Source organism: Vibrio mytili (assembly GCF_000830505.1).
Taxonomy (GTDB): domain Bacteria; phylum Pseudomonadota; class Gammaproteobacteria; order Enterobacterales; family Vibrionaceae; genus Vibrio; species Vibrio mytili.
Window position 1 is genome coordinate 1 of sequence record NZ_JXOK01000053.1, and the last position, 15,384, is coordinate 15,384.

The 15,384-nt window shown below is 46.2% G+C and carries 9 protein-coding genes and 1 pseudogene; 2 read left to right on the forward strand and 8 right to left on the reverse strand.

The annotated features are described in order from the left end of the window. Nucleotides 1-226: 226 nt before the first annotated feature. The 4 genes from csdE to SU60_RS14230 all read right to left on the reverse strand — a co-directional run bounded on the left by csdE (nucleotide 227) and on the right by SU60_RS14230 (nucleotide 3,423). Nucleotides 227-658, reverse strand: a complete 432-nt coding sequence (csdE, locus tag SU60_RS14215; protein WP_041156094.1) for a cysteine desulfurase sulfur acceptor subunit CsdE — start codon at nucleotides 656-658, stop codon at nucleotides 227-229. Nucleotides 659-701: 43 nt separating this feature from the next. Then, nucleotides 702-1,511 carry a tRNA cyclic N6-threonylcarbamoyladenosine(37) synthase TcdA gene (gene tcdA / locus SU60_RS14220; RefSeq protein WP_041156095.1) on the reverse strand — a complete coding sequence of 270 codons (810 nt, stop codon included), beginning with the start codon at nucleotides 1,509-1,511 and terminating at the stop codon, nucleotides 702-704. 100 nt (nucleotides 1,512-1,611) lie between these two features. Beyond that, a complete protein-coding gene (gene mltA, locus SU60_RS14225; protein ID WP_041156096.1) occupies nucleotides 1,612-2,751 on the reverse strand; it encodes a murein transglycosylase A in 1,140 nt (379 codons plus the stop codon). Nucleotides 2,752-3,000: 249 nt separating this feature from the next. Continuing rightward, nucleotides 3,001-3,423 carry a DUF2850 domain-containing protein gene (locus tag SU60_RS14230; RefSeq protein WP_245228414.1) on the reverse strand — a complete coding sequence of 141 codons (423 nt, stop codon included), beginning with the start codon at nucleotides 3,421-3,423 and terminating at the stop codon, nucleotides 3,001-3,003. A gap of 242 nt (nucleotides 3,424-3,665) precedes the next feature. Here SU60_RS14230 and argA point away from each other — a divergent pair, with 242 nt between their 5' ends. Next, nucleotides 3,666-5,003: an amino-acid N-acetyltransferase gene (gene argA, locus SU60_RS14235; RefSeq protein ID WP_041156098.1), complete on the forward strand. Its 1,338-nt coding sequence runs from the start codon at nucleotides 3,666-3,668 to the stop codon at nucleotides 5,001-5,003. A 308-nt stretch (nucleotides 5,004-5,311) separates the two neighbouring features. Beyond that, nucleotides 5,312-5,500, forward strand: coding sequence for a hypothetical protein (locus SU60_RS21435; RefSeq protein WP_084735850.1), 189 nt, complete (start codon nucleotides 5,312-5,314; stop codon nucleotides 5,498-5,500). A gap of 30 nt (nucleotides 5,501-5,530) precedes the next feature. On the opposite strand, the gene recD is transcribed toward SU60_RS21435, so the two are convergent. The 4 genes and pseudogenes from recD to recC form a co-directional block, all read right to left on the reverse strand. After that, nucleotides 5,531-7,696 carry an exodeoxyribonuclease V subunit alpha gene (gene recD / locus SU60_RS14240; protein ID WP_041156099.1) on the reverse strand — a complete coding sequence of 722 codons (2,166 nt, stop codon included), beginning with the start codon at nucleotides 7,694-7,696 and terminating at the stop codon, nucleotides 5,531-5,533. Next, nucleotides 7,696-9,642 (reverse strand): annotated as a pseudogene (locus tag SU60_RS22915) (3'-5' exonuclease); the annotation flags it as partial. The gene recD and the pseudogene SU60_RS22915, both read right to left, overlap by 1 nt. Before the next feature lie 71 nt (nucleotides 9,643-9,713). Further along, nucleotides 9,714-11,390, reverse strand: a complete 1,677-nt coding sequence (locus tag SU60_RS22920; RefSeq protein WP_425337378.1) for a UvrD-helicase domain-containing protein — start codon at nucleotides 11,388-11,390, stop codon at nucleotides 9,714-9,716. Between the two features lie 298 nt (nucleotides 11,391-11,688). After that, the gene (recC, locus tag SU60_RS14250; RefSeq protein ID WP_041156100.1) at nucleotides 11,689-15,216 is read right to left on the reverse strand and encodes an exodeoxyribonuclease V subunit gamma; all 3,528 of its coding nucleotides are present in this window, start codon (nucleotides 15,214-15,216) and stop codon (nucleotides 11,689-11,691) included. Nucleotides 15,217-15,384 lie beyond the last annotated feature (168 nt).

The window sequence follows — 15,384 nt, forward strand, 5'->3', positions numbered from 1 at the left end:
ATTTTCAAACACCTAGCTCGGATGTCAAGCAACTCTGTACTCTGTATTCCAAAACCACAAACTCAGAACCCGAAGTTTTACACAAAACCATCAATGCGCTCCTCCGTATTCCGTAAGCGCAGCGTTCCGTGTTACAAAACCGCAAGCATCGATGCTCAAAAATAAACACCGAGCCTCGAGTATTACGCCTAGGACCTAGGATCCTAGCCACCTAGGACCTTCTTTTCTACCTAGATCCTTTTTTCTTTATTTCTTCTACAATCGCTTTCAATCCGTTTCCGCGAGAGGGACTCAGGTGAGCGACCAAACCTAACTGGTCAAAGTACTCGTCTATGTCGAATGCTTTGATTTGCTCCGCCGTTTTTCCGTTATACGCCGCCATCACAAGTGCAATTAGGCCACGTACGATGCGCGCATCAGAATCGGCACAGAAGTTCCAGACACCGTCTCTCTCCTGGCTGACTAACCAAACCAAGCTTTCACAACCGGAAACCGTTACTTGCTCAGATTTTAATTCATCTGGCATTGGCGGCAGTTTTTTTCCCCATTGAATGACCTGACGGTAGCGATCTTCCCAACCTTTAAATTGCTGCATAGTGGCAACAATATCGTCACTGGTGATTTCAGAACCGAATGGGGAAACAGGAAAATCCGTCATGGTGCTTTCTACTCTCTACAATCAATTATTTTTCTAGAATTCATTACTTTTTGTGTTTTTGAATCAGCTTTTCCACGATGCGTGAAACGGCCACGAAGCCGAATGTTGCTGTCACGACGGTTGCAGCACCAAACCCACTGGCACAGTCCATACGCTTTGGACCTTCAGCGGTGGATTTAACTCCACATACCGAACCATCCGCTTGTGGGTATTTCAACTGCTCGGTAGAGAACACACAATCGATGCCGAATTTACGCGCAGGATTCTGCGGAAAATTATGGTGACGACGCAACGTGTCTTTAATCTTTTTCGCCAACGGATCTTGAATCGTTTTGGTAAGGTCCGCCACCATGATTTGAGTCGGATCCACCTGACCACCCGCACCACCGGTGGTAATCACTTTGATTTTGTTACTGCGACAGTAAGCCAGCAGTGACGCTTTTGCTTTAACGCTATCGATCGCGTCCAACACATAATCGTACTCTTTACTTAGGTACTCGTGTTGATTATCCGGAGTGATAAAATCATCGATCAAATTGACTTTACACTCAGGGTTGATCAGCTTCACTCGCTCAGCCATCACTTCAATTTTGCTCTGGCCAACCGTACCTGACATGGCATGGATTTGACGATTAATATTAGTGACACAGACATCATCCATATCGATCAACGTCAACTCACCAATTCCGGTGCGAGCAAGCGCTTCTACCGCCCACGATCCTACACCGCCAATCCCAATCACACACACATGCGCAGCGCGAAGAATTTCAACTTCGCTATTACCATAAAGACGACGTGTGCCGCCGAAACGTTGATTGTAATTATCGGATGCCGGAGTATCGAGTTCGCGCATAGAAAAATCCAAATGAACGGTAGAAAAACAAAGAGTGCGATTTATACGCACTCTTTGAAGAAATGTCTAGGTAAGAGAGGAATCCTCTCCTATCAGACTATTATTGTATCTTTTCTGGCGACAAAGCCCAAGGGGCTTGCGTTGGCGTATTTTCTAGTCCGAGCTTCCAAACACGACCAAAATGTTTGTAATGACCAGCCTCATTCCCCGCTCTCGCACCAATACCATGATAAAGATCCAGGTGATTACGTTTTACCGCGCCGCCTGTATCCAACACAATCAGCATACGAAGTTGATGCACACCACTCCAGCTCCCATCCGCATTCAATAATGGCACTTCTGCCAAAATTGGCGTCCCCATAGGTAAAATAGAGCGATCACCCGCTACTGATGCCATTGGTAACAAAGGAATACCCGCCGACCCTGTTACAGGTGCGCCCGCTTTAGGAGCGAAAAAGACATAAGATGGGTTTTGTTCTAATAGCTCACGAACGGTGGCTTCGTCTTGTTTCGCGACCCAGTCCTTAATCGCTTTTAACGACATGTCTTCACGCGCAACTTCACCACGATCAATCAAGACACGACCAATACTCACGTACGCTTTGTTGTTTTTACCCGCGTAAGCAAAATATTCTAATGTATCGTCATCTTCATAATGAACATAGCCACTGCCCTGCACTTCCATCATGAAAGGATCTATCAGGTTAGGCGAATAACCTAATACTGGGGCTTTACCATTTAGAGCACCGTTGTATATTTCTGCGCGAGTTGGGCAATTAGAAGAACAGTTTGGCTTCCCATAAACCGGGTATTTAAACGTCTCATTTGGTCGGTGGCGTAACTCCATCACAGGCGAGAAATAGCCTGTAAATAAAACATTGCCTTGTTTATCTGCGCCCCCCAACTGCGCGGCTTTTATGCCATAAGCATCGAGCATCGCGGTATCACCACTTTGCTGGGCCCACTCATTTAATTTTCGGTAAAGCGGTTGATACATCCGAGCCATAGACGGTGACTTGATTATGACCTGTTCGGCTTGCTTATTAAATTCAGTAAAATCACGCGGTTTGTCTGACTTAACCACGTCGACTTTGTTTAGAATTTCAGAAAATTCACCATCGACGTACTGCTTCGCAAAATCGTTGGTGTCTTTGTCGCTGAGCGTTTGGTTGGTGTCGCTTTGCTGGGCGCAACCAAAAAGTAAACTCAAAGAAAGGATAGGGAGGAGTTTTTTTAACACGTGTCATTTCCGTAGTAAAAGATAGCGAAAGGATGGCAAACAAATACACACAAGGCAATTGAAAAGCAACGCTAAAGTGTTTCAATACTAAGCGAACGATTCGACTTGTTGCCATTTCAGACTCGCGGCGGATGGTACCAAAACCACATGCAACCAATTGTCCAGAAAATGTCTGGAAGCAAACTTTTATACTCAAGTGACTCAAGATGCGGATTCAGAGCTGCATCAACGAGTTTAGATCAAGATAAATTAACGGATTACTTTGGTAGAACGCTCTTGCAAATGGAAAACGGGCAAATAGTGAGCGTTCGCGTTTAGCTTCATTTCCGTATAATTTTCGTGATCAACAAAATCAAAGTGTCGTTCAGCATCCCCCACTCGATAAGAAAACGAGTCGCCATCGAACTTGAATGACGTTGCCACAAGTGAATCATTGACGCTCACACCACGTTCACTCAATACAATCACTTCTCGGGCATAAGGCGCTACGTTTTGCTCTACCCACTTTCCATAAATCATTGAGTTAGAGTTGGTTGGAGTGACATAGCGCGTAAACAAATCACTGTACAACATACAAACCACGACGGTACCAATGACTGCCAAAAGCATAAGAGAACGCTCAACCCACTTACGTAATGTGGTTTTTTTTGCTCCCAGAGAGGACGATATCATTGTGTCATTTCTGCCTATCATAAAAATGAAGGTCTATATTATAGCGCTAAAACCTTCCTTATTTTGACCTTAACTAAGCTTTCGAACAGATTTGTGCGGTCAACCTCTAGCTCTCTCGAAACGTCATATACTCAAACCAACAACTATCTTAATCAATTGTACCTTTTGGCAAAATTTCACCTTGCCATGAGATGAATAAAAAGACATTATTTAAGCATAAATAAACAATAGGAATGGCTGTAGTGAAAATTCGTAGTACCGCACTCGTAAAAGGATTCCGACAATCGACACCTTATGTGAATGCACACCGTGGCAAGGTCATGGTTATCATGCTTGGTGGCGAAGCGGTTGCCCATAGTAATTTTGGCAACATAATCAATGATATTGCTTTAATGCATAGTCTCGGCATTAAAGTTGTTGTTGTTTATGGTGCGCGTCCACAAATAAACCAGTTATTGGAAAGACAAAACCTGACTACGCCATACCATAAGAACATTCGAGTCACTGATGAAGAGTCGCTATCAGTAGTTATGCAAGCCGCCGGCCAAATGCAGCTTACGATCACTGCTCGCCTTTCCATGAGTCTGAACAATACGCCAATGGCAGGAACGGAACTGAGTGTCGTATCTGGTAACTATATTATTGCTCAACCTTTGGGCGTGGATGATGGCGTTGATTACTGCCATACAGGAAAAATTCGGCGCATTGATACGGATGCGATCAATCGTACGCTCGATCAAGGCTCCATCGTCCTATTAGGTCCAATTGCGAGTTCAGTCACCGGGGAGTGTTTCAACTTACTTTCTGAAGAAGTCGCCACACAACTCGCGATCAAGCTCGGTGCCGACAAGCTGATTGGCTTCTGTTCCGAGCAAGGGGTTATTGATGACAACGGCAATGCAGTTGCAGAACTTTTGCCTATCGAAGCTGAGCACGTCTTTAAAACACTCACCGAGAGAGCGGAAAAAAATGTCGAACACGATACGGGGACCTTACGCTTCTTGAAAGGCTCTATTGCTGCGTGTCGAGCCGGTGTCCCTCGAAGCCATCTGATCAGTTACAAGGTCGACGGTGCTTTGATTCAAGAACTTTTCTCTTTTGACGGTATTGGTACTCAAGTTGTCATGGCCAGTGCAGAACAAGTCCGTCATGCAGGCATTGATGATATTGGTGGTATCTTGGACTTAATCAGACCATTAGAAGAGCAAGGCATCTTAGTCAGGCGCTCACGTGAGCAACTCGAGCAAGAAATTGGCAAGTTCACTATTATCGAAAAAGATGGCTTAATCATTGGCTGTGCTGCGCTCTACCCATACCCTGAAGAACGCAAGGCCGAAATGGCATGCGTGGCCATTCACCCAGATTATCGAGATGGAAACCGTGGTTTGCTGTTGCTCAACTACATGAAACACCGCTCAAAATCAGACAATATTAGCCAGATTTTCGTACTGACCACGCATAGCTTGCATTGGTTTAGAGAGCAAGGTTTTTATGAGGTGGGCGTAGACTATCTACCAAGCGAAAAGCAAGGCCTGTACAACTTTCAGCGTAAATCAAAAATCCTAACGCTGGATTTATAACACTAATATTTATACTCAAGTAACTTCAAGATGCTTGAGTATATGTGCAGCTTGAACCTAAAAGGGCAAGCTGCGCAAAAAAACATCAAAGCTCAAACATTATATTGATATCTATCACACTTTTCCTTTGCAATATACATTCAACTGTCTATAATTTGCGCACCAACGGTTGATAATCAACCAGTTGAAATGGATCTAGGTGATGTGCATACACCTTCACCCTAAAATACTGAGTAATAAAACACTCGGTGTTTCACATCAAGGACAGCGGTTGATCTTACGTTAATTAAGCTGAGACGAGCACTGTTATGAAAACTGTAGTTTGCAATTCACTACAAAGCTTTTGGGATATGGCCGACAACGAGTTTTTAGAAGGCTTAAATGTTCACTGTGTATTCCCTGTTAATGATGCCATTCGCGAATTTATTCTAACGCGCCAGCAACAATATAAATTCCGCAGCATTTCCTTTACGAGCGTATTTACACAAAACACCTAAATAGAGACCGAGCCATAGCTCGGTCTTTTATTAATTGGTCAATCTATCCACCAATCCACTGGCTCGGGTAGTTTTGACTCTGATTCCTCGCTTAAGCACATTGAGCTCGGCATACAGCGACAAACGCTTCTTCGCACGAGTGATACCGGTGTAAATCAGCTCGCGGGTGAGTATCGGACTAAAGTCCGGTGGTAGGATCATCAGAGTGTAGTCGAACTCACTACCTTGTGATTTGTGAATGGTCATCGCGTAGGCCGTTTCATGCTCAGGAACTCGGCTTGGCAATACTGATTTTACGCTGCCATCAGGCAATTCAAAAAAGACTTTTAAGCGCGGATTCTCTTCGCTATCGTCGCGCATACAAATACCGATATCACCGTTATACAAACCTAAACCATGATCATTACGGGTGACCATGACTGGCCTGCCGTGATACCAAACTTCATCTTGTACCTGAATCAGCTTACGTGCGGCGAGCGCTTTCTCAATACGTTGATTTAACCCGGCCACACCAAAATCACCTTCGCGAATCGCGCACAACAATCGGCATTGGTTAAACGTATCGAGTACCGCTTTTGCTTTGTGAGTAACAGACTCCGGTTCCCCAGTATTTGGGTCGATGTTTTGTTGGCCGATACGCTGAAGGTAGTGACCATATTCCTTCACTAGCGTCTGAACCATATGATTGTAGTTTTGGCTGCTCAGCGCGAAATGTTCAATATCGGCAAACTCTCTCGCCCAAACATTATCAACACTAACCGCAGAACCTGAGTTAACCGCTTTGGCTAACTGACCAATCCCCGAACGTGCATCGAATCGGTAACTCTTTTGCAGCATACAAAGACTGTCAGCAATACTGGAGGTAACCAAGCTGTTCGAGCTATGCGTTAAAGTATCAAAGCCCGTTAGCTTTGCGACAGCAGCAGCCTGCTCTTTGCTGTAACCAAATGCATGGAAAGAACAGATATCGCCAAGCACCGCTCCCGCCTCTACCGAAGCAAGTTGATCTTTGTCTCCAAGTAAAATCAACCGGGCGTGTTTAGGTAACGCATCAACGACTTTGTACATCATGGGCAAATCAACCATGGATGCTTCATCGATGACTAAGATATCCAAATGTAGCGGGTTATGTTTGTTATGACGAAACTCCGCACTATTAGGAATTGCCCCCAACAAACGGTGCAAAGTACTCGATTCTGTTGGAATTTTCGCTTTTAACTCCGGAGAAACAGGCAGCTCTTGCACTGCTCTACCTATCGACTCGGTTAATCGTGCGGCCGCTTTGCCCGTTGGCGCCACCAGCTTAATGGTGAGGTTTTTCTCTTGTGTGGCCTGCTCAATTAAAGCGGCGAGCAATTTGGTTACCGTGGTTGTTTTGCCCGTTCCTGGTCCGCCAGAAATCACTGCAAACCGACGAGTTAACGCAACCGCAGCAGCGACTTTTTGCCAGTTTACACACGCTGAAAGTGGCACAAGCTCATCCAGTGACTGTAAATCCTGAACTTTACTCGCTTGACGTAAAACCGAGTCAATGGCGGGCCAATCCAACCTATCGCTCTCAACCACATCAAGATGATCACACACCAATTGCTGGCGCTGGACTTGGTTATTATTCCCTATCTCAGTCGCTTTAATTAATGCATTAAAAAGAAAGTGATACTGGCGCGCAAACAAATGGTTGAGTAGTTCAGATAACCGAGCAAATTCTTGCGGCGCTAAACTAACCGCAGCCCCCAATTGATGAAGCTTCTCTGCCAATGTAACTTCATAATGCCAATAGCGATGCAAGTACAAGCGTTCGCCATCAAACATCAATGGTAACGCTTCTCCTTGTTCGCCAACCAAAGGAGAGGAACGCAATACTTCAATCCAGTCAATACGTTGCAGATGTGTATTGAGTGCTAACGCTGACTCACCAAACAGCCCCAACTTGCTGGCGAAGTCGTTAGGCTGACCTTGCAAGTCATAAAGAGATAAACAGATATGGCCCTTACCAAGCTCACTACTGACTACGCCAGCGATAAACGCCAGCGCCTGACCATCGGGTTGTTGCTCGCTTGGTTCATGCTTGACTTGAGCATAAATAAAGCGTGCGAACTGGTAGTCAATCTGGCGTATCGTCCCCTTGCGCGCGAGCAAATTCAGTGCATCCATTAAGCTGGCTTGGTCAGATGAAAAATCATGAATTGTCGTCATTACAGTAACTCCATCTGCCCAGCTTGAGTAGAACGTGTATCCGGCGCTTGCCCATCGATCAGGCGGTCCATCTCTTGTAAAAACTCTAAAGTAGGTTTAGCGGAAAAAATGCCGTGATCGCTTTGCCCGTCCATACCACGTAAGAATAAGTAATACACACCACCAAAGTGTTGTTCATATTGATAATTAGCCAGTCGGCTGCGTAAAAAGCGATGCAGAGCCAGGGCATAGATTTGATACTGCAAGTCATACCGGTGATCAGCCATTGCAGACTTCAATGCTTCGCCATGATAATGCGTCACGTCGTCCCCAAGGTGATTCGACTTCCAGTCCAGCACGTAGTACTTACCTTGATGTTCAAACACCAAATCGATAAACCCTTTCAGCATGCCTTGTACGGTCTGAAATCCTAAGTCCCCCGCTTTGGCAGATAATGGATCATGTCTCTGAATCACGCGATTTAACGCGGGTGCAGATAAGACTTTAATCGGCAACAAAAACTCCATTTCAACCAACCGCTGCGGCGGTGCTTTTTGATTGAGCAGCAGAGACTTGCCATCCAATGGCGTAGCCAACACGGTGTCTATTAACTGCTGTAAAATTGGCAACCACTCTTCGTCTAATTGCTCACTCTCCATCAAGCTCAGAATAATTCGCGTATTCTCTTCCGTCATGGCTGATTGGGTAAACTCTATTTCCTCGAACAAACTGTGCAGGAATGTTCCCGGTCGCGCACCACGTGGAAAGGTAAAAATAGAACGCTCTGGTTCAACCAAGTCTGCTTCATCATGCTCTTCTGAAGAGTCAATATCGAAGCCAGTCATCTCAATGGTCGCGTCATGTTCTGCATGCTTGGAACCCTGCTTCACTAAGCCAGAGTAACTGGTGATGCGCCAATGTCTGTCGATTGGGTTTTGCAGCTCTTTCGCCGTCAGGTTCTGTATCTCTTCTTGAGGAGCAACGTAGGCCTCCTCAAGCGGCTTCGGCGGATCGGTTATTACGACACAACCAGGCACAATACTATCGAGATTATTTTGCTGCTGCTTTAGCCCCTGGTATAAATCGTCGATTCCGCCTTCTTGTCCATTTTGCACCAAATAACCAATTGCACTGCGATGTACTCCTGTTGGTTCTTTCGTCGAACGACCATTACGTAGTGGCGAAGCACCGATAAAACAAGCGTAAACTGCACGGGTTAATGCCACATAAATTAGACGGAGATCTTCAGCCAATCGCTCTTTGTCCGCTTGCTTCATCGAAGCGTCATTCCCGGTGATATCCAGTACGGTACGACCGCTAGCCTCATCATAATACTTAGCTTCGCTGGCCTCTCGATAGCTAAATACAAACGGCAAGAATACAAGGTCATACTCCAAACCTTTCGATTTGTGAATGGTGACGATCTGCACCAAATTACGTTCAGATTCCAAACGCTGAATCTGGTCATCACTGCCACCCAGACCATTTTGCGCATCGCTGATGGACTGTGCCAACCAACGCAGTAAACCGTGGTCACTGTCTAATTCATTACTGGCTTGCTGAAGCAATTCCCCTATGTGCATGAGATCGGTGAGGACTCGCTCACCGTTGTCACCTTGCGCGCTTGCGCCTTCTTCCAACAATCGTTCAGCAATATGACGCTTGCTTATCACCGCACGCAGCATAGGGAGTACACCACGTTGAACCCAAAGTTTGCGATATTCTTTAAACTCGTTGACGGCGTTTTCCCATGCGGTTTCATCGTTATTCAGTGCATCTAGGTTCGCGGCATCCAGCGCAAATAACTCAGACGCTAAACTCGCTCGCAAGGCCCGGTCATTTTCTGGCGTAAGGACCGCTTGTAGAAGACGCTGTAAATCTTGCGCAACTGAACTAGTGAAGACACTATCTCGGTTAGATAAGTACACACTGGCAATGCCTTGGTCTGCCAAAGCCTGCTTAATCATTCGGCCTTCACTACCGGTACGAACCAATACCGCAATGTCACCCGCTTGAACCGACTGTTGTTTTTCACCGTTCACCAGACTCGCCTGCCTTGCTTAGCATGGGTTAATATGGTTTGAATTTGGCTCGCGGTAGCCTCTGCCATTCGGCTTAAATACTCCCCTTTCGGCAATGGCTTATCGTCAGCGTCTTGCAACCAGTACGTCAATGCAGGTTGCTTTTGACCACCCATGGTCCAAATGCGTTTATCGGCGTTTGGACTGTAATTAACCGGTAAGAATGGAATGTCCGAATCATAGATAAATGGACTGTCTGGTAAATCAAAAACCTGATTCACTGCCCGAACCATATCCGCGCTGGAACGCCAGTTGGTACCGAGAGTGTAGTGGGCACTGACTTGGTTTCGCGCTTTAATATAGGTGAAAATGTCCGCGCCACGAAACCCATAGATCGCCTGTTTTGGGTCTCCAATCATGAACAAACCACATTCTGGGTTATTCAGATAAATACGGCTGAAGATGCTGTATTGCAACGGATCGGTATCTTGGAATTCGTCAATCATAGCAACGGGATACAAAGTGCGAATTCGCTCTGCCAGCAACCCGCTTTCATCGGTATCCATGGACGCTGAAAGTTGTGTCAACAAGTCATCGAACGACAGCCACTGCTTCTGGCTTTTTGCGTTGGCTAACATCACCCGGCAATGTTCAATCGCATGGGCAAGTAGCGGCGCTTTTAAACTGATGGGGTTGGCGAGAAAGGTTTCAATCGCAGCAAAAGCCGCATGCTGAGGCGCGGTACCTTTCGGTGTTTTTTCCTCAAGTACATTCTGAGCAAACTTCTCCAGTTTATCCGGATAGTCGTAGCCAGTGGTTTCCGTCGCGGCCCATCCATTCACAACCTCTAACCAAGTCGGCAAAGATTTTTTGGTGTAGCTACGTCTGTTAATATCGGAGTCTGAAATTAACGCCAGAAAATCATCTTGGCTTTCCCGCCATAGCGCTTTCAGCTCATCAATTCTTTTCAGGTTTTCAGCATGAAGATCCGCTAAGCTGCCTTGCATCGCAGGTACAGACAAGCTCAAAGGTGCGCCGGTTAAATAACGACCGATATCACCTAATAGTGCAGACGGAGAACCCCACAACTGACGAATCTCCCCGGCGAGATTAAAGGGTAACGGATAGAAGTTACGTCGCCAGTAATCCGCCACTACCTGAGCTTTTAGATGGCTTTCATCAGTGACAAATTCATTATTAAATCGACTGCCAGATTCAAAGGCATTTTGGGTCAGCATACGCTGACAGAAGCCATGGATCGTATACACTGCGGCTTCGTCCATTTGGCGTTCCGCTTGCAGTAGAATCTCAGCCGCTTGTTGGCGATCGTCTATTTCTTCAAGCAATGGCTGGATGACTGGATCAGCACTTTTTCCACGAGCAAAAGCAATGCGTGCATCATGAATCCTAGCTCGAATACGGTCACGCAGTTCCGCCGTCGCAGCTTCGGTAAACGTCACCACCAATATTTGGTCCACGGTCAAAGGGACACGATGTTTGGTTTCTGCACTGCCGTGCCCAAGCAAAAGGCGCAGGTATAATCCAGCGATCGTAAACGTTTTACCTGTACCAGCCGATGCCTCAATTAATCTTGCGCCATGCAAAGGAAACGTCATCGGCTTTAGAGGCGTTGGCTGAACTGTCTGCTGGGCGCATTGTGATTGCACCGTATTTTCTAATTCTTCACCTGACATGTGGACCATTGCTCTGAATCTCTCCGGCTTGTCGACTAATCAAATTGTGATCTATCGTAAAAATTCTTATTAATCTGTCTGTTAAGTATGAGTGTTTAAAGTTTTGTGGGATCTTTCTCACAGTTATCCGTCCGTTGTACCATTACTATCCCCGTCACGAGACAAGCCAAGCCTATTTAGGCGTGGCAACTCAAACGAATTAAGTAAAAGAATCATGGTCCCTCTGACCCTGTGGCCGTACAGCGAACGCCCTACACAAAATAATGATTTTCTGGCGGCCACCCTACTCTTCTAAGCTTTATTTTTCTTTTATATCTTCTGCGTCTTGCGCTGCTAAGCGAGCACCTTGCAGGACTAATGCCGTCAACAAGCGCACTTCTTCTGCTAGCTCATCATTCCACGCAGGCCAAATGCGCGAAATATAAGCATTATTGCCTTCGCCAGACGTCATGTAACCATCATTAAATGTATCGGCCATTTTCTTCAACGACTTCTCTTCATCATCCGCCCAATGACCACGACTAAAGCCTGCTTCTACACAAGCTAACGCAGTTTTAGGGAAGTAAGGTAAAGGCTTGGTCATGCCTTCAAAAAACAAACGAACTAACTCAGCTAGAAGCTGTTTCGCATACTGGGCATCGGCAATTTCTGGATAAATTAAATGCACAGCACCTTCTTTGCGGTCGTAACCAATCACATGCGTTTTCTTGGCACAACCCGACGCGGACATAGCCAGATGGTCAATCCAAGCGGAGAGGTAATCCTGCGCTCGAATTTTACCGCTTCGATAACGAATCAACCCGGATTGATAGCACTGAGTAAGCCAACCAGTCAGACGTACCTTCTTTTGCTCGCTCTCGTTATTTTCAAATGAGGAATCAAACACAGAATCAAAAGTCAGATCGATTTCTAAATCCTCTTGCGGAGCTCCAGATAAAAACGCCAACTTATCGACTAACTCTTCCGCTTGAACCCGGTTCGTTTCAAACTCAATATCGCCGAAGGCTCCCACAGGTAATTTCCCTTGTGCACGTTGCTCATGCATAAAGTGCTGGAGCACATCCGCTTTTTTTTCTGGTTGGGTTAGCGCGGTATCAAGTAAGGTATCTAACAGCTCATCACGCATTTGGTAGCTTTCCAAGCCGCCGAGTACGAATGGTTCATCGTCTTCCATAACAGGCAGTGGCGGCTCAAACACCACCTTTAATCGACGGTTAAAAAAGTATTGTACAGGTAGACGCCAAAAACGCTGGAGCTCAACCAAATCAAGCTCAATTGGAAACGTCGCGCCGAGTAGGTAATCATCCAGCGCTCGGTTAAAGTCACCGCGAATGTGACTCTGAGAGTGACTACTTTGGGTTAACGCAGCCGGAATCCACTCTTTCGCATAGCTGGCATTCACCCCTTGGAATGCACTGGGGCTAAATGGCACCATGGCGTGCGTAGTCACGATCGCTTGCAACAAGTTATCGCCGGACTCGTCCACAGGTGTATCTTTGTCACTGCTTAAACAGTAGTTTTGGTGACAATACTCCATCAACTCAGACACAAGTACCGATGGCACCCGTTCGGTATTGTCTTGAATAGAGCGACCGACGTAACTGATATACAAGGTTTGTTGCGCAGATAGCACGGCTTCTAAAAATAAGTAACGGTCATCATCTCGGCGAGAACGGTCCCCGGGTTTGGTTCTACCGGTCATCAAGTCAAAACCTTCTGGCGGCATTGAACGTGGATAAACACCATCGTTCATTCCCAGCAAACACACGGTTCTAAACGGGATCGAACGCATTGGCATCAAGGTACAAAAGTTCACTTGTCCAGCGAGGAAGCGTTGGCTAACGCGAGTACCAGACAATTTATCTTGCAAGTACTGGCGGATAATTGCAGGCGATAGCGCGTCATCAAACACGGCGTCCGCTAGCTGTTCTTTAAGTTGGCTGAGTGTGTCACGAATCGACTTCAGCGCCATTTCACCTTCTAACTCGACGGAGAAGAAGTCATCCAGCAGCGAAACGAGTGTTTCGCGCCAACCATCAATGGTTTCAACATGAGAAAGCTTGCTACGATATATACTGATTTGTTGGATAAAGTGCGCTAATTTCCCCGCAAGCTCTGCGCCCATACCTTGCACTTCGTTGTAGGGAGAGACACTGCATTGCTCGGTTTCAAACAGACCTGCCGAGTCTGGCATTGCATAACCCAATAACATGCGCTCAATCCCAAACTGCCAGGTATTTTGACGAGTTTCAGGCAATTCAAACTCACTACCAGTGTTAGCGTCTAGACCCCAACGAATACCGGACTCTTCAACCCATTGCTTAGCTTGTAAGAAATCATCTTCACTCAATTCAAAACGCTGCAAGATCGCCGGAGTTTCGAGCAGTTCAAGTAATTCTGATGCCAAACAACGCGTGTTAGGTAAGTTCACTAATTGCATGAACGCCGCAAGAATGGGGCTTTCTTGGTCCGCAGTTCGGTCCGAGATCGAATACGGGATAAAGCGCTCACCCGGTGCATTCCCAAAGACCGCCTGAATCGCAGGGCTGTAGGCATTGATGTCCGCGACCATGACGATAATATCGCGCGGTTTTAACGTTGGGTCGGCATCGAACATCGCTAAGAGCTGATCATGCAGCACTTCCACTTCGCGCATTGGGCTGTGACAAGCATGCACGCTTAATGATTTATCCGCCAAACTGACGATCTGTTTGTGGCGACTGTTGTCGATTTGCTCATCATCTTGATGCTCTTCGAGATTCAAAATATCCGCCTGCAATTGATGGAGCAGACTGTCACGTGCAACATCCACAAAGGCTTCAATCTCGTGGGATTCAAGCTGAGAAAGCAGATACATATTATCGCGCCCAAGTTTCCCCATCGACGCTAATAGACTGTTTCCGACGACGTCCGTGTGCAGTTCATCAACCACATTCTCTTCTAGTGAGCCTTTCAACTGTTCAGTTTCGCCCCGCACTTCGGAGTGATCATCCTGCCAAACCACATGCTGCCGGTGCTTAGCCGCCAAACGAGCCAGATACTTGCGGTCACGAACTTCACCCCAGTAGTAACGACAAGGGTTAGTGAACATCAAATGTACGTCGATGTGCTCACCAATGGCTTTAAGTGCGTCCATATAACGAGGTGGCAAAGAAGAAATACCAAACACAAACAGGCGCTTTGGCAAGTGGGTAACATTGCCGTTTAACTCTTGTAATGATTGAGTAGAATTTTCTAACGTGTCGATAAAATGTTCGTACAAATTGGCGCGGTGATAAGGCGACTGCCCTAGCGCGACCGTATGGTCATACAGCGCTTGCCACAGAATCGGTTGCCACGGATGCTCACCTTCCAATTCGGGAACTCGTTGCCCAGCTTCCCAAGTTGCAATCCACTCCGGACGGTACACCAAATAACCATCAAATATATCGGCAATTTTTTCTGACAATTGGTACAACTTGGAATGATCACTGTCGTCTTTAAGGTACTGTGCTAACGGCGAAAAGGCTTCTTGGTCTAATAACCCCGGCAATAAATGCATTAACTTCCACGTCATTGCTTCTTTATTAAACGCACTGCGCTTCGGTACATCAGGCAGAACCTGAGTGAACATTTCCCAAATGAACGTAGCGGGAAGAGGGAAATCAATGTTCGCTGCGACACCAAATTCTTTTGCAAGCTCCATTTTTAGCCACTGAGACATACCAGGGCTTTGCACTAGAATTTGTTCTTTTTCGAATGGATTTTCCAGCGGACTGATTCGAATCAGTTCCACAAGGAGTGATTTGAGAACGTCAACTTGATTGGAGTGGTAAACAGTAAACAAAGTAGGAACACCGAGTGCCGATTGAAACTGTTAGCTAGCTTAGCACAGCCCGATTTAAACCCGCAGCGTTGTCGTTAGTTGAAATAACAAAAGGTTAGATAACGCTCAAATTGTCATCTTACCCCTATAGCCCTAACCACAACAAATGACGTTTGTTTAGGACAATGA